Origin of the sequence: Candidatus Mycosynbacter amalyticus (assembly GCF_025273655.1) — a bacterium.
Classification (GTDB): domain Bacteria; phylum Patescibacteriota; class Saccharimonadia; order Saccharimonadales; family Saccharimonadaceae; genus Mycosynbacter; species Mycosynbacter amalyticus.
The window spans coordinates 190,225-206,079 of sequence record NZ_CP045921.1; the positions used below are offsets into that span (position 1 = coordinate 190,225).

General features: G+C 50.3%; 17 protein-coding genes, 2 tRNA genes, 2 other RNA genes and 1 pseudogene. 14 read left to right on the forward strand and 8 right to left on the reverse strand.

The features are described 5' to 3' along the window. Nucleotides 1-122 precede the first annotated feature (122 nt). The gene (locus GII36_RS01040) at nt 123-419 is read right to left on the reverse strand and encodes a DUF4342 domain-containing protein (RefSeq protein ID WP_260763781.1); all 297 of its coding nucleotides are present in this window, start codon (nt 417-419) and stop codon (nt 123-125) included. 84 nt (nt 420-503) lie between these two features. Here GII36_RS01040 and GII36_RS01045 point away from each other — a divergent pair. Then, a pseudogene (locus GII36_RS01045) lies at nt 504-2,192 on the forward strand (FAD-dependent oxidoreductase). Nucleotides 2,193-2,254: 62 nt separating this feature from the next. On the opposite strand, the gene GII36_RS01050 reads toward GII36_RS01045, so the two are convergent. Then, nucleotides 2,255-2,331 (reverse strand) — tRNA-Val (locus GII36_RS01050). Nucleotides 2,332-2,590: 259 nt separating this feature from the next. On the opposite strand from GII36_RS01050, the gene thrS reads away from it, so the two are divergent. Genes thrS through GII36_RS01080 form a run of 6 tightly spaced genes read left to right on the forward strand, consistent with a single transcriptional unit; the run spans nt 2,591 to nt 7,529 of the window. After that, nucleotides 2,591-4,402, forward strand: a complete 1,812-nt coding sequence (thrS, locus tag GII36_RS01055; RefSeq protein ID WP_260763782.1) for a threonine--tRNA ligase — start codon at nt 2,591-2,593, stop codon at nt 4,400-4,402. A 7-nt stretch (nt 4,403-4,409) separates the two neighbouring features. Beyond that, the gene (locus GII36_RS01060) at nt 4,410-5,048 is read left to right on the forward strand and encodes a hypothetical protein (protein ID WP_260763785.1); all 639 of its coding nucleotides are present in this window, start codon (nt 4,410-4,412) and stop codon (nt 5,046-5,048) included. A 35-nt stretch (nt 5,049-5,083) separates the two neighbouring features. Next, entirely contained in the window at nt 5,084-5,395 is a 312-nt protein-coding gene (locus tag GII36_RS01065) for an MGMT family protein (protein WP_313900713.1), read from the forward strand. Beyond that, a complete protein-coding gene (locus tag GII36_RS01070) occupies nt 5,353-6,246 on the forward strand; it encodes a tRNA (adenosine(37)-N6)-dimethylallyltransferase (RefSeq protein WP_260763788.1) in 894 nt (297 codons plus the stop codon). Before GII36_RS01065 ends, GII36_RS01070 begins: the two co-directional genes overlap by 43 nt. A 36-nt stretch (nt 6,247-6,282) precedes the next feature. After that, nucleotides 6,283-6,882 carry a helix-turn-helix domain-containing protein gene (locus GII36_RS01075; protein WP_260763789.1) on the forward strand — a complete coding sequence of 200 codons (600 nt, stop codon included), beginning with the start codon at nt 6,283-6,285 and terminating at the stop codon, nt 6,880-6,882. A gap of 5 nt (nt 6,883-6,887) precedes the next feature. Beyond that, the gene (locus GII36_RS01080) at nt 6,888-7,529 is read left to right on the forward strand and encodes an MBL fold metallo-hydrolase (protein WP_260763790.1); all 642 of its coding nucleotides are present in this window, start codon (nt 6,888-6,890) and stop codon (nt 7,527-7,529) included. Nucleotides 7,530-7,598: 69 nt separating this feature from the next. Here the strand turns inward: GII36_RS01080 and rpmB are convergent, their stop codons facing one another. Further along, nucleotides 7,599-7,829, reverse strand: coding sequence for a 50S ribosomal protein L28 (gene rpmB / locus GII36_RS01085; protein WP_260763791.1), 231 nt, complete (start codon nt 7,827-7,829; stop codon nt 7,599-7,601). Nucleotides 7,830-7,928: 99 nt separating this feature from the next. Here rpmB and GII36_RS01090 point away from each other — a divergent pair, with 99 nt between their 5' ends. The 4 genes from GII36_RS01090 (at nt 7,929) to rnpB (ending at nt 10,205) form a co-directional block, all read left to right on the forward strand. Next, complete coding sequence (locus tag GII36_RS01090; protein WP_260763792.1) at nt 7,929-8,585, forward strand: site-2 protease family protein; 657 nt, start codon at nt 7,929-7,931, stop codon at nt 8,583-8,585. Nucleotides 8,586-8,770: 185 nt separating this feature from the next. Further along, nucleotides 8,771-8,846 (forward strand) — tRNA-Pro (locus GII36_RS01095). A gap of 73 nt (nt 8,847-8,919) precedes the next feature. Then, on the forward strand, nt 8,920-9,816 hold the full coding sequence (locus GII36_RS01100; RefSeq protein WP_260763794.1) for a reverse transcriptase-like protein: 897 nt from the start codon (nt 8,920-8,922) through the stop codon (nt 9,814-9,816). A gap of 7 nt (nt 9,817-9,823) precedes the next feature. After that, nucleotides 9,824-10,205, forward strand: an RNA gene (gene rnpB, locus GII36_RS01105) — RNase P RNA component class A. Nucleotides 10,206-10,258: 53 nt separating this feature from the next. Here the strand turns inward: rnpB and rplT are convergent. From rplT to GII36_RS01125, 4 genes are all read right to left on the reverse strand, one after another. After that, nucleotides 10,259-10,603 carry a 50S ribosomal protein L20 gene (gene rplT / locus GII36_RS01110; protein ID WP_260764358.1) on the reverse strand — a complete coding sequence of 115 codons (345 nt, stop codon included), beginning with the start codon at nt 10,601-10,603 and terminating at the stop codon, nt 10,259-10,261. Further along, nucleotides 10,600-10,797 carry a 50S ribosomal protein L35 gene (gene rpmI, locus GII36_RS01115; protein WP_260763796.1) on the reverse strand — a complete coding sequence of 66 codons (198 nt, stop codon included), beginning with the start codon at nt 10,795-10,797 and terminating at the stop codon, nt 10,600-10,602. The genes rplT and rpmI overlap by 4 nt, the downstream gene beginning before the upstream one ends. After that, nucleotides 10,797-11,285 carry a translation initiation factor IF-3 gene (infC, locus tag GII36_RS01120; RefSeq protein WP_260763798.1) on the reverse strand — a complete coding sequence of 163 codons (489 nt, stop codon included), beginning with the start codon at nt 11,283-11,285 and terminating at the stop codon, nt 10,797-10,799. Before infC ends, rpmI begins: the two co-directional genes overlap by 1 nt. 104 nt (nt 11,286-11,389) lie before the next feature. Continuing rightward, nucleotides 11,390-12,904 (reverse strand): YifB family Mg chelatase-like AAA ATPase, encoded by a 1,515-nt coding sequence (locus GII36_RS01125; RefSeq protein WP_260763799.1) that lies wholly within the window; start codon nt 12,902-12,904, stop codon nt 11,390-11,392. Nucleotides 12,905-12,962: 58 nt separating this feature from the next. On the opposite strand from GII36_RS01125, the gene ssrA reads away from it, so the two are divergent. Continuing rightward, nucleotides 12,963-13,356: a transfer-messenger RNA gene (gene ssrA / locus GII36_RS01130) on the forward strand. Nucleotides 13,357-13,643: 287 nt separating this feature from the next. Here the strand turns inward: ssrA and GII36_RS01135 are convergent. Beyond that, the gene (locus GII36_RS01135; protein WP_260763801.1) at nt 13,644-14,336 is read right to left on the reverse strand and encodes a hypothetical protein; all 693 of its coding nucleotides are present in this window, start codon (nt 14,334-14,336) and stop codon (nt 13,644-13,646) included. 653 nt (nt 14,337-14,989) lie between these two features. Between GII36_RS01135 and GII36_RS01140 the strand changes: the two genes are divergently transcribed. Continuing rightward, nucleotides 14,990-15,376: a hypothetical protein gene (locus tag GII36_RS01140; RefSeq protein WP_260763803.1), complete on the forward strand. Its 387-nt coding sequence runs from the start codon at nt 14,990-14,992 to the stop codon at nt 15,374-15,376. Between the two features lie 42 nt (nt 15,377-15,418). Beyond that, entirely contained in the window at nt 15,419-15,847 is a 429-nt protein-coding gene (locus GII36_RS01145; protein ID WP_260763805.1) for a hypothetical protein, read from the forward strand. Nucleotides 15,848-15,855 lie beyond the last annotated feature (8 nt).

The window sequence follows — 15,855 nt, forward strand, 5'->3', positions numbered from 1 at the left end:
GGTGCTTACGTGGGGCAGGGGGATAGGCGGCGCCTCGCAGGTGTGTAGTGGGGGTGGGTGAGCGCGTCACCGCCTATATATTCAGTATAGTAAATTGGCACTCGAGTGTCAAGAGTGCCAATTTACTCCTTTGGGTGAGGCTGATTTGAGTCTTTATGTGTCCTCGAAGTGTCGTCTACTTCACGTTCGACGATGATTGAGCATTCTGTAACAAGTGCGGCAATTGCGCCGACAGCTGCTAGTACAGGTGCGAGTATGGCACCAACGACACCAATGGTGAGCGGTAGCTCGACGAGTTGCTTGTCATCTTTGTTTTTGATGATGATACGTCGCACGTTACCTTCGCCGACCAGCTCTTTTACTTTGCCAATGAGTGCGTCACCGCTGACGTTGAATTCTTCGCGAGTTGTTTTGGTCATACTTCTAGTATAGCGCTCTGGAAATATGTTTACAAAACAAGCGGAGCGGATTATGCTAGTGGCACAGGAGAACAAAACACAAACATGAAAAAGAAATGGGACCACGAAGTAGACTACCTGGTGGTAGGCACTGGCGCTGCAGGCCTCAGTGCGGCGATTACAGCCAAGCGCAATGGACTCGACACACTAGTGATTGAGAGCACCGATAAATGGGGTGGCACGACTGCCGTATCTGGTGGTGGCCTATGGATGCCAAACAATCCACTCATGCAAGACGGACGCGTACATGACTCGATTGACGAAGCGTTTGAATATATGGATCAGACGATTGGCAATGTTGGTCCGTGGACTAGCGACACACGCAAACGTGCATTTCTGATGGGGATCGACCATTATGTCAAGATGTTGACCGAGGAAGGTGTGCACTGGATTCGAGCCAAAGATTATCCGGATTACTACCCAGATCTACCGGGTGGACGTATCGGTCGTGGTATTGAGGTGAAGCCATACAACACTAGGCGGTTGGGTAAATGGCGCAAGACCCAGCGCTCGAGCATTCCGGCGCCTATCATGACAGACGACATGTGGCAGCTGACTCGTGCGTGGTCGACACCAGACGGCTTTCTGCGTGGTGCGCGGTTTGTGTTTCGTATGCTGGGCGGCTATGCGACAGGTCAGCTCAAAGCTGGTATCGGCATGGCGTTTACTGGCTCACTTATGGAGATTGTCCAGCGCCAGAACACGCCGGTGTGGCTTAAGTCACCACTTACAGATCTCGTTATCGAAGATGGTCGTGTCGTGGGCGGTGTAGTGAAGAAGGGTCGTAAGACGGTGCGAGTGCACGCTGCAAAAGGGGTCATGCTTGGTGCCGGTAGATTCGCGCACAACACTGAGTGGCGTATGAAGTATCATGGGGTACCAGGTTGGAGTAGCGCACCAGAAGGTCAAAACGGTGAAGGTATTGCTATCGGCGCTAAGGCTGGTGGTGCGCTCGGTATGATGGACGATGCCTGGTGGGGAGGCACGACTGCTAATACAAATGGTAGTCCCTATATGCACGGGTTTATCCTGAACGAGCGCTCTGATCCGTGGAGTATTGTGGTCGATCAGCAAGGTCATCGCTAGCTCAACGAGTCGGAGAGCTACATCGACTTCGGGCATCATATGTTGGAGCGTGACAAGACCGTTCCCTCGGTACCATCGTGGATTATCTTTGATCATCGCCATACGACACATTTCCTCAATTCGGCACTTATGGTGCCGGGGGCAAAGAAGAAGCTTGCGGCGATGGGTGAGCTCGTAGAAGCTAAGACGCTCGACGAGTTGGTAAAGCTGATGAAGGTGAATCAGGCAACATTTGACGCCACGATCAAGCGGTTTAACGAATTTGCGAAGAACGGTGTCGATGAAGATTTTCAGCGTGGTCGCACTGCGTATGATCGTTACTACGGTAATCCGCTCGTCAAACCAAACCCAAACCTTGGTGCAATCGAGAAAGGGCCGTTCATTGCACTCAAAATCTACCCTGGTGACCTTGGTACAAAGGGTGGTCTCGTGACAAACGAGTGGGCACGCGTCCAGCGCGAAGACGGTTCGGTGATCGAGGGTCTCTACGCGGCCGGTAACAACACGGCGAGTGTGATGGGGCACACGTATCCTGGCCCAGGCAGCACGATTGCGCCTGCGAGCGTGTTTGGCTATTTGGCCGCACTGCACGCGAGTCAGCCGCCTCGTCCGCTCGATACAATTGATGCCACTGCGGCATCTGAGTAGCACTGACTTTTGTCGGTATGCAAAAACCTGCCAAAGAGCAGGTTTTTGCATTGATAATGTCATGGTGGGCGATGAGGAGCTCGAATCCCCGACCTCGTCAACGTCAATGACGCGCTCTAGCCAACTGAGCTAATCGCCCATAACTGTTCAATCTTACCAGAGTTTACTGAGTATTGCAATAACGGGGGTGGATAGGGTAGTATAAAGGTAAGCTAAGACGCGGAGTAACCGCCCGCCGAGCTTCGTGGGACGCTGGAGCGTACGATAACGCTGCATCATGAGTAAACGTCCGGTGGAACCGCCCTTAAACGGGCCCGAGACATGCGACTATGGATTTAATGTATTGAATCTATGAATCGCATGTTTTTCTTTTTACAACATAACAGAGGTACAACGATATGAATGAAGAACAACTCCATACAATGCGACACAGTTTGGCTCACATTACCGCTGCGGCGGTGAAGCGACTTTGGCCAGAGGCTAAGTTTGGTGTGGGTCCGGTAGTGGAGAACGGCTTCTACTACGACATCGATCTCGGCGAGGAAAAGATTAGTGAGCAAAACTTTGGTAAGATTGAGAAAGCGATGCGGCGGATTATTTCCGAAGGTCAAGAGTTCGAGCATTTTACTATGCCAATCGATGAGGCGATCGAATGGGCACGTGCGAACGGGCAGCCCTACAAAGAAGAGCTGCTGAACGACCTGAAACGCAGCGGCACGACAGTGGCCAAAGACCTTGATGCTGATGAAATGGGCACTATCGCCGATGGCGATGCAGCGCTCGACGAAGTCGGTTTCTATAAAAACGGCGACTTCGTTGACCTCTGTCGCGGACCACATGTTGACAAAACCTCATCGGTTGGTGCATTCAAACTGATGCGAATTGCCGGAGCCTACTGGCGTGGTAAGGAAGACAACGCACAGATGCAGCGTTTATATGGAGTGGCATTCGCTATGCAGGATGAGCTAGATGAGCACCTGGAGCGGCTTGAGCAGGCCAGGCTGCGTGATCACCGCAAGCTTGGCAAGGAGCTTGACCTGTATACGATGTCGCCATTGGTGGGTGCTGGTTTACCTATGTTTACTCCTCGCGGCACAGTGATTCGCGATAAGCTTGCACAGTATTCCAATCAGTTGAGAGAAGCGCATGGGTTTACGAAAGTTTGGACGCCAAACATTACGAAGACAGCGTTGTACGAAACCTCGGGTCACTGGGCTAAGTTCGGTGACGAGCTCTTCCTCGTGACAAGTCAGGAGACGGACGACGAAATGGCGCTTAAACCAATGAACTGTCCGCACCATACACAGATTTACGCAAGCAAGCCACGAAGCTACCGGGATATGCCGGTGCGCTTCCTCGAGACGACGACCGACTACCGTGATGAAAAAACGGGTGAGCTGGGTGGGTTGAACCGCGTGCGCTCACTGACGCAAGACGATAGCCATGTGTTTTGCCGTCAAGATCAGATAGAGGCTGAAATCCATGGATTACTCGCCAGTGTGCGCGAGATGTATGAGACAGTGGGTATGAAGCTGCGCGTGCGTCTCAGCTACCGTGATGATAGCGATGGATATTTGGGTGATCCAGAGTTATGGACCGCTGCGCAGGAACAGCTCAAAAACGCCGTCATTGCCAACGAACTCGAATATTTTGAAGAAGAAGGTGAAGCCGCGTTCTACGGGCCAAAAATCGACTTTATGGCTACCGATGCTATCGGTCGAGAGCATCAGCTGGCTACAGCGCAGCTCGATTTTGTGCAGCCGGAGCGGTTTGGTCTGGAATATACCGCTGAAGACAGCTCTAAGCAGCAGCCGGTCATGATTCACTGCGCGTTACTCGGCAGCATAGAGCGATTTATGAGTGTGTTTATCGAGCACACTGCAGGATGGTTCCCACTATGGGTGGCGCCGGAGCAGGTGAGAATTCTTACCATCAATGACACGGTGCTTGAGTATGTCGAAGAGATTGAGGCGACACTTCGGGAAACAGTGCTGATGCAGCCGATCAAATACAATGAGGTTCGCTTTGCGCGAGATGACCGCAACGAATCGCTTGGCAAGAAAATTCGCGAAGCGACGGCCATGAAAGTCCCTGTTCAACTGATTGTTGGGCCGAAAGACCAGGAGGCTAGGGAGGTGAGTGTGCGTACTCAAGAGAGTGAAACGAAAGTCGCGTTAAGTGAACTCGGCGAATTTCTTAAGGGTCTATAGGGCTGAGATGAAACCAAAGATATCTATAGATATAGATGATGTGGTTGCCGATAGTACAGAGGCGCTGCGTATACTTGTCAATCAGCGAGTCGGTGCGGCATTAACGGCTGATGACTATCGTGGTGTGGGTGGAGAATACTGGGGCTATTATGAGCGAGTATGGCGGAATCATGGTATTCAAGATCGAGTAAGTTTCAAGGAACTTTCTGCGGAGATGGCAGCAGATCAGTCACATGTTCTACTTTTGCCTGGTGCGGAGGTTGCTATACATCAGCTGGCTCAATGGTTTCATGTGGTGTTTATTACTTCACGTGATAAATCTTGGGAGGTGGCAACAAGGAAATGGTTTCAAAAGCAGTTCAGTCATGATGATATCGAACTGTATTTCTGCGAAAGCCACAAGGATGCTCGTGCAAAAACAAAAGGGCAGCTCTGCAAAGAGCTGGGCGTAACCCTTCATATAGATGACAACGAAGCGCATTGCCAATCAGTGCTCGACGAAGGAATTGCGGCGATTCTTTTTGGCCGGTACGGCTGGCACGATGGGAGCGCCAAAGGTGTTGTAGTGTGTGCCGATTGGTCGGAGGTGATGGACTATATTGGCAAGGCATATGGTGATGCAGATAAAACGAGGGAAGAGAATTGAGTGATCTAGAGGCTGAGAAGCAATTACGAGACAGGGTGTATGAACTTATGTCCGAGCTACCATTAGGGAAGGTGACCACGTATGGCGATTTGGCGGCGATGGCGGGCAGTCCGCGTGCGGCACGGATTGTGGGCGGGATTGCTCATACAGGACCAGCAGAGCTTCCGTGGCATCGTCTCGTGAATGCGCAGGGCGGCTTGGCTATTGGGTTTCCTGGCGGTCAGGACGTGCAGCGTCAACTTTTGCTCCAAGATGGCATAGAGTGCGATGAGCAGTGGCATATCAAAGAGTTTGGAGAACGGCGATGGCGACCGAGTTGGAACGAGCAGAACCTCCGCTTGTTGTAATTACTGGGCCGACGGCAAGCGGTAAGACCTCGCTGGTAATCGCTCTAGCTGGGCGGTTCGGCGGTGAAATCATCTGTGCAGATAGTCGTACGGTGTACCGTGATATGGATATTGGCACGGCCAAGCCGACCGCAGCAGAGCGTACGCGTGTGCCGCATTGGGGGCTCGATCTTGTCGTGCCTGGCGATCGATTCACAGCGGCTGATTTCAAGCACTATGCTGAGAGTAAGATAGAGGAAATTCGTGCGCGTGGCCATGTGCCATTCCTGGTCGGCGGCACGGGATTGTACATAGACGGTGTAGTGTTTGACTATCGGTTTGGCGCGGATGTTGATGAAGGTCTACGCCAGCTGTTGGACAGCATGAGCGTAGATGAATTACAAAACTATTGCAATAAAAACAACATAGAGTTACCAGAAAACTCACAAAATAGACGCTACTTGGTGCGGTCAATTGAGCGGCGAGGTAGTAACCATAAGCGTAATACTGAACCACTGCCAAATTCAATAATTGTAGGAATTACTACGAATAGAGAATTGCTTCGAACAAGAATTGAGCACAGGTCTGAACAATTGTTTGACGATGGTGTTGTGGAGGAGGCAATAATGTTGGGCAAAAAATATGGCTGGAATAACGAAGCGATGACGGGAAATGTCTATCCACTTGTCAGGCAATATCTTGAGGGTGGATTATCGATGCATGAAGTGCAACAGAAATTTGTAACACTCGACTGGCGCCTAGCCAAACGCCAGCTGACCTGGCTACGACGTAATAAGTATATCCAGTGGAAAACACTCGAAGAAGCTGAACACTATTTGTCCGACATACTCGCACGCATGGCTACTTCGTGATATCATGAATAAGTACAAAATCACAGAGAGACGAACATGATTGACGCGCTATTTGGTTCAAAAACGAGGGTAAAGCTCCTGCATCTATTCCTGAATAATCCAGGCAAGTCTTTTTATGTGCGTGAGATCACCCGACTGATAGATGAGCAGATTAACTCGGTGCGTCGCGAGCTGTCAAATATGATGGGCGTGGGTATTATCACGAGCCAGACAGACGACAACAAACTATACTACGAAGTGAACCAACGCTATGAGTACTATGTGCCGCTTCGTGCAATCTTCGCCGATGAGCCAGTGGAAGCCAAGGCAGCTGCGGTCAAACAACCAGCTGCGCGCCAGGCATGGACACTGGCGTTTGAGCAATTGCCAGGTGTTAGGCTTGTCGTCACTGCTGGCGTACTCGTGCGCGGCTCGGCGAGCGGCATAGACATATTGGTAATAGGTGATACACCTCCAGCCAAGGTGAAGGCGGTTGTGAAGGCGGCCGAAAAGGCGGAGGGTCGCGAGCTTAACTACACGACTATGCCGTACGAAGAGTTCTATTATCGCTTGAGCGTTCGTGATAAATTTGTAACAGAGATCATCAACGGCAAGCACGCTGTGCTAGTAGATACCGATAAATTACTGAACAACTAGGAGGAATGATGTTTGAAATAGAATATAAAGGTGGTAGCACAGTAGTACTGTCAACGAAAAACACGACAGTAGTGGCAGATCCAAAGACGTCACTCGTAGGGCTCAAGGACACTAATACCAAAGATGCTATCGAACTTGGTACTGAAGTGCGTTTTCTAGTGAACAACCCCGATGCCAAGCTAGTGATAGAGGGGCCGGGTGAATACGAAATTGGTGATTTCTCGCTTAGTGGCGTGCCTGCTCAGCGCCACATCGACACCGAAGATCAGGAAAAGTTGGCAACAGTTTACCGTATTGGTGTCGGAGAAGTGCATATTGCATTGTTGGGCAATATCGCTCCGAAGTTGACCGAAGACGAACTTGAGGCAATTGGCGTAATAGATATCCTAGTACTGCCTGTTGGCGGTGGTGGCTACACGCTTGATGCAACAAGTGCTGCGACGATTGTGCGCCAGATCGAGCCGAAGGTTGTGATTCCTGTGCATTACGCCGATAGCGCGCTTACGTATGAAGTGCCGCAAGACACACTCGATACATTTACGAAAGAGCTTGGTGCTCCTGTCGAAGAAGGTGGTAGCAAATACAAAGTGAAATCCGCTGGTGCTATTCCACAGTCCTTGACTGTGATTACGCTCGCTCGTAGCTAGTCTAGCTGTCACACTACAAAAATCCCCCGCTTATAGAAGGCGGGGGATTTCTTGTATGCTGACCAGTGTTTACTTAACCGGTGAGGCCAGGACGGCTTTGCCGCTTTTTGGCAGGACGCCTTTTTTCTTCAGTGTGCGAATCGCCTGAGTGCTCAGGGTCATGGTAACTTTCTGGCCGTCTACTACGAAGGTCTTCTTCTGGAGGTTTGGCTTGAAAGTACGCTTGGTGCGACGCAAAGAGAAGCTGACGTTGTGTCCGTGCTGTGCGCGTTTACCTGTGAGGTCACATCGTGATGCCATAATCTGTTACTTCCACTTATTATTTAATCAATCTGTACCATTGTAGCCTATAGGGGTCAAAACGTCAAGACGGGGTGCGAGTGGGGTATAATAGAGGGAATGGAAAGTATTGTGATGACAATTGCTATTACTATCGGTGTAGTACTGGTGTCTATGACTGTGCATGAGGCAATGCATGGATTTGTGGCGTACTGGCTTGGTGATGATACTGCGAAAGATGAGGGGCGTCTGACGCTGAACCCAATCAAGCACATCGATCCTTTTTTGACGATTTTACTACCTGTCATGCTGGCGATTGTAGGCGGTCCCATATTTGGCGGGGCTAAGCCAGTGCCGTTTAATCCGAATAGGGTGCGATACGACGAATGGGGGGCGGCATTGGTAGCGCTGGCTGGACCACTGACTAATCTCCTAATTGCTTTTGTATCATTTGGACTCATGGTGGCTCTGGGGTATGGTCAAGTGAATGCGCTGATGCTTGGTGGCGGTATCGTAGGTACAATCCTGCAGTATTTTGTGTTCATTAACCTTGGTTTCTTCGTATTTAATATGTTGCCGATTCCACCGCTAGACGGATCACGGGTGCTCTATGCATTGGCACCCGACTTTGTGCGGCGCGGTATGGAGGCTATCGAACAAGCTGGACTACTGGTTGTGTTTGCACTTGTGTTGCTTGCCGGGTCGTTACTTGGTCAGGTTATGCAGGCCCTTATGCAGTTTATCTTGCAGGGCTTTGCGGCTGTCTACGGCGTTTGATTCTGTCGTATCTCTAGGTGTATAATAAGATGTGTCCAGGGAATCGGCGTATATGATTTCCTAACGTCATTTGATAGGGAGTTCAACATTCTGCACCTCTGTGGAGGTGCTCTGAGAACGCCCACCTTGCACGTATGCGGGGATATATCAAGCGCCGATCCTGGGCTTTTGTGTCGTCAAAATATCGGGATGTGGCGCAGTTGGTAGCGCGCACCGCTGGGGGTGGTGAGGCCGCTGGTTCGAGTCCAGTCATCCCGACCAAATCATCTGCACTATGCATCCGGTAGCGGGTGTTTTTAATTTGCTATACTAGTGCAAAGGAAGGCCATTATATATGAAACAACGTACCGCTGTCCGTGCACTTGTGCGCAAACATGATCAGACATTGCTTCTGCGCCGTGCCAATGGGCGCGAGTCAATACTTGGTAAGTTCGAGCTGCCTGGTGGTAAGATAGATTATCATGAACAGCCGGAGGATGCGCTACGTCGTTACTTGGCGAAGGATGCGGGTCTTGTGCCGCTATCTATGCAGCTGTTTGATGTGATTACCTATATAGACTCAGATGATCCTGAGCTACAATATGTGTTTATCGTCTATCTAGTAAATGTAGAGGATGCGCGGGTGACATTGAGTGATAACTACGATAAGGCGATATGGCAAAGTAAATCTAAAATACAACATAGAGAAATCACTGAATCATCACAAGTACTACTAGGTCTGAGTGAACAAAAAATCGTAACAGATGAGAGTGGCGAACATCAGCTGCAAATAGATGAGAATATTGCAACGGAAGATAGGATGATTTTGTATTCAGACGGTGGCTCGCGAGGCAATCCGGGCATATCAGCAGCAGCATATGTCGTGGAAAGTGCTACGGGAGATGTGATAGAGAAAGGTGGTCAATTCCTTGGCATTACCACAAGTTATCAGGCGGAATATCACGGGTTACTACTCGGACTCGAACGTGCGCTTGAGCTGGGTTATAAGAGGCTCGAATATCGCCTCGATAGTTTGATGGTAGTGAATCAGATGAAGGGTATTTACACTGTGAAAAATAGGGAGCTATGGCCAATTAACGAGCGGGTGATAGATTTACTGACGCAGTTCGAAGATGTACGGTTTGTTCATGTGCGTCGTGAATTTAATACGCTGGCCGACGCAGAGGTAAACAGGATTCTCGATATGCACGCCAAGCCATCAGGACATAGCGAGGAAAATACGGTATACTAGTGGCTAGGCAGTGTGCTAGATGATCGCTTGCCGGGGAGAGCCTGGCAAGAGGAAAGTCCGGGCAGCATAGAACGGGACAGTCGCTAACGGCGACCGGGGGTGACCCTAGGGAAAGTGCCACAGAAACGATACCGCCTCGTCAAAGAGTGTTCGCCAGGTGCAAGCTCGGTGGATTACCGAGAGGTAAGGGTGAAATGAGCGAGGTAAGAGCTCGCAGCACTATATGGTGACATGTAGTGGAGGTAAACCCTGTCCGCTGCAAGGAGAACTACAGACAATAGGTTGTTCGCCGTTTGTAGTCCACAAGATCCGCTCGACTGTGTAGGCAACTGCATGGCTAGATAGATGATCGTCCTCGACAGAACCCGGCTTATAGGCAGGCTGCCCAACCAAAAAAACACCCGTGACACGTGGCGGGTGTTTTTTGGTTGTAGTGTGGTGGCTATTTTGCTGCTTTTGCGATAGCTTCGAATGCTTTTGGTTCGCGGACAGCCAGGTCGGCGAGAACTTTGCGGTCTAGCTCGATATTTGCCTTCTTGAGGCCAGCCATCAGCTTGCTGTAAGTTGTGCCCTGTAGGCGCGCAGCAGCGTTGATGCGGGTAATCCAAAGACCACGGAGATCACGCTTTTTGTTGCGGCGGTCGCGGTAGGCATACTGGAGCGCACGGGTGACAGCTTGTTTCGCTAGGCGGAAGCTGCGTGTGCGGTTATGTTGCATGCCTTTAGCTTGCTTCAGTATTTTTTTGTGCTTTGCGCGTGCGGTAACACCTCGTTTAACTCGCATTATTTGACTCCTAGGGCTCGTTTAACATTTTTGGCCATGCCACCGGTGACGACAGCTGTCGTGTTGATGGCACGTTTGCGGCTCTTGCTTTTCTTTGCAAGCAGGTGACCGCCGAACGCGCGACCACGAGTGATTTTACCGGTTCCGGTAAGCTTCACGCGTTTCGCAGTTCCTTTGTGCGTCTTTAGCTTTGGCATTATTTACTCCTTACGGTTATGCTCAGATTGCGGCCAGCCATCTGAGGCTTTTGTTCGACAGTCGCATCATCTTCGAGTTTGGTGATGATTTGGTTGATGAGATCGTAGCCGAGTTCTTTGTGTGCCATCTCGCGACCACGAAAGAAAATCATGATTTTCACTTTGTGACCATCTTCGAGAAACTTACGAATCTTACGCAGCTTGATTTCGAGATCGTTACTGCCGATCTTGAGGCCAAGTCGCATCTGCTTAAGCTCGCTGGCTTTCGCTTTTTTGCGATTTTTCTGTAGCTCCTTCATCTTCTGGTACTGGTATTTACCCCAGTCCACGATTTTGGCAACAGGTGGATCGGCATTTGGCGAAATTTCTACTAGGTCGAGACCTGCTTCATCCGCGAGGCGACGAGCCTCTGCGAGAGATACTACACCTAGCTGTTCACCGTCTGCACCGATAACGCGCAGTTCCTTGGCTCGGATCTGTTCGTTCACTCGAACTGATTTGTTAATCGCTCATCTCCTTGTCGATTGTTAGCGAGTAGTCGAAATTACTCGAATACCATACTACCAGATTTCAGTGGTGGATGCAAGGCTGTTTAGGTGAATGACTGGCGATACTGCAAGGCCTCGGCAACATGAGTGGGTTCGATCGTATCGGAGTCGGATAGGTCGGCAATAGTGCGGGCGACTTTGATGGTCTTGAAATAGCTACGCGCGCTGAGGTTGAGTGATTTGTTGGCGCGGTTGAGCACGCTGGCGGCGGCTGTGGTGAGTTGTGTCGCAACAACAATGTTATGGCTGGAGAGTGAAGAGTTGTATTTGTCACTACGCTTGTATCTGTGGTTTTGGCGAGAAGTGGCTTTTGTGATCGATTCCAAAGCACTAGCATGTTGTGGAAAGTGCGTAGGCGTATGGGCGAGAAATTGCTCGGTGGGTACGCGGGGAACAGTGAGAGTGAGGTCGATGCGATCTAGGAGTGGTCCAGATAGGCGCTTTTGATACCCACCGATTTGCTGGAGGCTGCAGGTACACTCTTTGCTGTCATCGCCGTAGAATCCGCACGGGCAGGGGTTCATAGTGGCGACCATCATGAAGTCGGCCGGATACGTGAGGTGTCCCTGGGCGCGGTCAATTGATACCTGGCGATCTTCGAGCGGCTGACGGAGTGCCTCTAGTACTGAACGAGGATACTCTGGGATTTCGTCTAGAAAAAGTACGCCGTGGTGCGCCAGGCTAATTTCGCCCGGCTTCGGCCTTGTACCACCACCGATAAGCGCACTACGACTAGCGGTATGATGCGGGGCACGGAATGGTCTAGTGGACACGATTTCCTCGGTAGCTTCGCCGGAGAGGCTATGAAGCTTGGTGACGGCGATACGCTCGCGCGGCGTGAGCGCAGGCAAGAGGCTTGTCATCGTGCGCGCCAGGAGCGTTTTGCCGGAGCCTGGCGGTCCGTTGAGGAGGATATTATGGCGACCAGCCACGGCAATCACGAGCGCTCGCTTGGCTTGCTCTTGACCGCTGATGGCATCAATAGCGTAGGTAGGGGATGTAGTATGGGCGGTTTCCGTAACCGAAGATGTGGCGGGAGTGACGACAAGCTCTTGTTTGAGATGGAGAAACAGCTGCTTAAGATCTCTTACGGGGATGATGTCGATACCATCTACCAAGAGGGCCTGCTCTAGATTTGCCTCTGGTATGAAAATACGAGTGAACTTGTGCACAGCGGCACACTCAACGGCGTTTATAATGCCGCGCACCGGGCGTATCGAGCCATCTAGCGCCAGTTCACCGATGAACACACTTTCATTTACCTGGGACTGCTTGAGTTGACCACTGATAGTGAGAATTGCTACGGCGATGGCCAGGTCGTAGTGCGAGCCGTCTTTTGGTAGCTCTGCTGGTGCGAGATTGATGGTGATTTTGCTATCTGGAAACTGGAGGAGTGAGTTGCTGACGGCACTGCGAACGCGCTCTTTGGCTTCGTCGATGGCTTTGTTGCCCATGCCAACGATCTGCAGGGCGGGGAGGCCGCGCTTGGAGTCACACTCTACCTCAACGAGTGACCCACTAAACCCTACTGGGGCGACGCATGTGACCTTGGCTACCATATGTGCTTTTCAGCATAGCATAAGCTTGGTAAATCTGGTATACTGCAAGTATTGGTTTGGGGCTGACATAGCTTTCGACGATAGGAACTTAACAGGGTATTTTGCAAGTCGACCGTACACGTTACAGTACATTTTTAATTGCAAAAGATAATTTTGCTCGCGTTCAGAACGTATTTGCTTCGGCATTTGCACCTGCACGCGTTCTTGCGTAACTAAACGCAGGCGTTCGAATTTGCTAGGTGACATCGCAAATCTCGAGTGTTATATTTATGTCGCTCGCTGCGTATAGGGAAGTGGCCTATGCGCGGGACTTTTGCCACGTAACGCTGACTAATCTTTCCGACTAGATTTTGAGTTAGGCTGTGTTATAAAACGAATCAATCTAGCCTAAGCTTGTAGACGAATACCATGTTACCTTTCGGACCGGGGGGCAGTACCCCGCAGCTCCACCATATAGAAAAAGAACCTCCCGCTACGGGAGGATTTTTGTTTGTGACAGCTCGTAGATAAGTGAAACGACCGCCTGCGAGGAACGGTCGTTTCGGAGTGTGGAGTTTTTAGAGTGTGCTGTTTGTTTTTGGCTCCTGCACAAGTTTTTTATTCAGAAGCTACCCCTATAATATGATGCCAAAGCGCTTGTGTCAATGATTTTGTGAGAGTTTTTTTGACAAAGTTTTTTACCGTGTGGAAAAGCCATATATGGTGCATATCGTGACCAATGAGCCACCATGTACGTAAGTTAAAGGTCGAAAATAAAATCCCAGCCAAACTCTGCGTATATTGAGCGCGCCTGTGGGCGTTCAGCAGGGGAGTATTTGGTGGCAAGTTTACGCGTGAAGTACTCTACTTCTGTGACAGAAAGCTGTGGCCAGTACTGTACGCCAGCTGCGATGCGCGCGGCGGATTCTGCAGTTGGTTGCCAGTCAAATTTTGCCATACGGCGGCAGTTTTCTAGGCAGGCATTTACATGTTCGCTGGCGGTGGGCGTGCGACCATCTGCAATATCGTACATATTCATACGGAGTGTCCTAGTGGTAGCGTCTTGAAAGCCGAAGTTGGTAGGGTCATGGAGGCGTCCGTCGCTGGCGAGATAGACCGAATCGATGCTGTTGAGGTAGTAGAGAAGGAAGTTGTCGACGGTATGGTGGACTCCGTAGACAAGCTCGGCATTCCATATGCCTTCGATATCCCACATCGCTTGATTCGCAGGATGCACGATATCGAGCGCTTCGCGCAGAATTTGCTGAGCGTCGCGGTAGTGTACCTGGCCGACGTAGGAGATGTCGATATCGGCAGTTGCACCGCCTGCGATGAGTGTGCGTGTCCAGCCTGCCGCAATGGCGGGTTCGCGGACGTCGTGGGTCTCCAGATATGCGAGCACCTCGGTAGCTTGCCGAACGTCTTCTTGTGCTTCGATGGCGGCGATGTTCATACTATATAGTATGTGTCTTGGTGGTGATTGGTGCAATATCAAGCGCATACAAATCATAAATGTTGTAAATATAAATATGTAGATAAAAAATCAACATACAAAAATATATCTGTTATTATCACAAATTGAACAAATAGTTTATTTACCACAACGAAATATGATGCACGGAGTATTGACAAACCATAAGTAATTTGCTACAGTGAATCTAAGCTTTTACAAACATAAAAAGCACAAAAACCCTTAACAATTTGGCATCTTTTTCTCACAAGTAACATCAAAACTCTGGTGTGATTTGACGAAGTAACTGGCGGTCTCTATGCCTGCATCTTGCACTCATGGGGCTGCCTGTAAGCTCCGTCAAATCTTTGATGTTGAGCGCATGTACTGACGTATATAGTACTGGTACAGCCTTGTACCTGGTAAAACCTTGTTTAGCATAGACAAGCAACTACCGGGTACAAAGCGAGGAACGTACTATATAAACCGCAGTACATAAGCAAATATGCTCGGGAACTTTCCTGAGCGGTCAGTCGTCTCGAGTGGTAGTCGGAATCTGGATCGCCCGCCCTTTCATTTACTTTTAGCGGTGGTTGTCGGCCATTTTCCATACAGGCTACTACTCAGACACCCTTGGTATCCTGTATACTACCTGTATGCTTTCTAAAATTCTTGTGGTAATCGGTGTCATAGCCGCTGTAGCGCTTGGCTACGTTCTCAATACTACGTCTCCTGTCGAGGCGGGTGCCACTGGGGTGCTTGCGGTATTTTTACTTTCGTATATTGTGTCAGTCGTCGTACTGACTTTTTTTGTTTTTTGGACATATAAACTCATGCTGCACGTTTTCTACAGTGACCGCACTGGTCACGCGGGTCAGCAGCTAAGTTTGCGCAAAGCATATTATTATGCGTCGATTTTGGCACTCGGACCAGTCATTTTGGTGAGTCTGCGCTCAGTAGGGCAGGCTGGTGCTGTGCAGCTTTTCTTGGTGTTGGCGCTTCTGGCACTCGGGTGTCTCTACGTATCGCGTCAAACGTCATAAAAACGCCAATTTTTCGCTTATGGTTGTGATATACTAACAGGTATGCAGCCAGAGTTATCGCCGGGTCCACGTTCGTACGAACAGCAACCAGTGCCACAGGTGGAATCGTATGATGTTCCGCCAAACTTTGCATCTCCCGAGACATTTCCAAGCGCTTCTCCTGAGCGCGTAGAACAGCGTAGCGCTGTTGAGTTGGCTCCACCGCCACCCGCAGCAGTTCCAATGCCTGCGATGCCATTGCCGCCTGTCCCGCAAACACCGGTGGCAATACCTGCGCCAGACCCAAGTACGGCAAATCCGATTGCCGCAAACGACGACGATGTGATCGAAAAAGAATGGGTGGATCGGGCGAAGCAGGTGATTATCCAAACAAAAGATAATCCCTACGCTCGTGAAAAAGCGATTGGTGAATTACAGCGCGATTATCTAGCAAAACGTTACGGGCGCCAGATTGGTGCAAGTGATGACTAAAGGAGCGG

Coding starts and splice junctions, on each gene's coding strand:
- GII36_RS01040 (WP_260763781.1), bottom strand. CDS start 419: ATGACCAAAACAACTCGCGAAGAATTCAACGTCAGCGGTGACGCACTC.
- thrS (WP_260763782.1), top strand. CDS start 2,591: ATGAATGAAGAACAACTCCATACAATGCGACACAGTTTGGCTCACATT.
- GII36_RS01060 (WP_260763785.1), top strand. CDS start 4,410: ATGAAACCAAAGATATCTATAGATATAGATGATGTGGTTGCCGATAGT.
- GII36_RS01070 (WP_260763788.1), top strand. CDS start 5,353: ATGGCGACCGAGTTGGAACGAGCAGAACCTCCGCTTGTTGTAATTACT.
- GII36_RS01075 (WP_260763789.1), top strand. CDS start 6,283: ATGATTGACGCGCTATTTGGTTCAAAAACGAGGGTAAAGCTCCTGCAT.
- GII36_RS01080 (WP_260763790.1), top strand. CDS start 6,888: ATGATGTTTGAAATAGAATATAAAGGTGGTAGCACAGTAGTACTGTCA.
- rpmB (WP_260763791.1), bottom strand. CDS start 7,829: ATGGCATCACGATGTGACCTCACAGGTAAACGCGCACAGCACGGACAC.
- GII36_RS01090 (WP_260763792.1), top strand. CDS start 7,929: ATGGAAAGTATTGTGATGACAATTGCTATTACTATCGGTGTAGTACTG.
- GII36_RS01100 (WP_260763794.1), top strand. CDS start 8,920: ATGAAACAACGTACCGCTGTCCGTGCACTTGTGCGCAAACATGATCAG.
- rpmI (WP_260763796.1), bottom strand. CDS start 10,797: ATGCCAAAGCTAAAGACGCACAAAGGAACTGCGAAACGCGTGAAGCTT.
- GII36_RS01125 (WP_260763799.1), bottom strand. CDS start 12,904: ATGGTAGCCAAGGTCACATGCGTCGCCCCAGTAGGGTTTAGTGGGTCA.
- GII36_RS01135 (WP_260763801.1), bottom strand. CDS start 14,336: ATGAACATCGCCGCCATCGAAGCACAAGAAGACGTTCGGCAAGCTACC.
- GII36_RS01140 (WP_260763803.1), top strand. CDS start 14,990: ATGCTTTCTAAAATTCTTGTGGTAATCGGTGTCATAGCCGCTGTAGCG.
- GII36_RS01145 (WP_260763805.1), top strand. CDS start 15,419: ATGCAGCCAGAGTTATCGCCGGGTCCACGTTCGTACGAACAGCAACCA.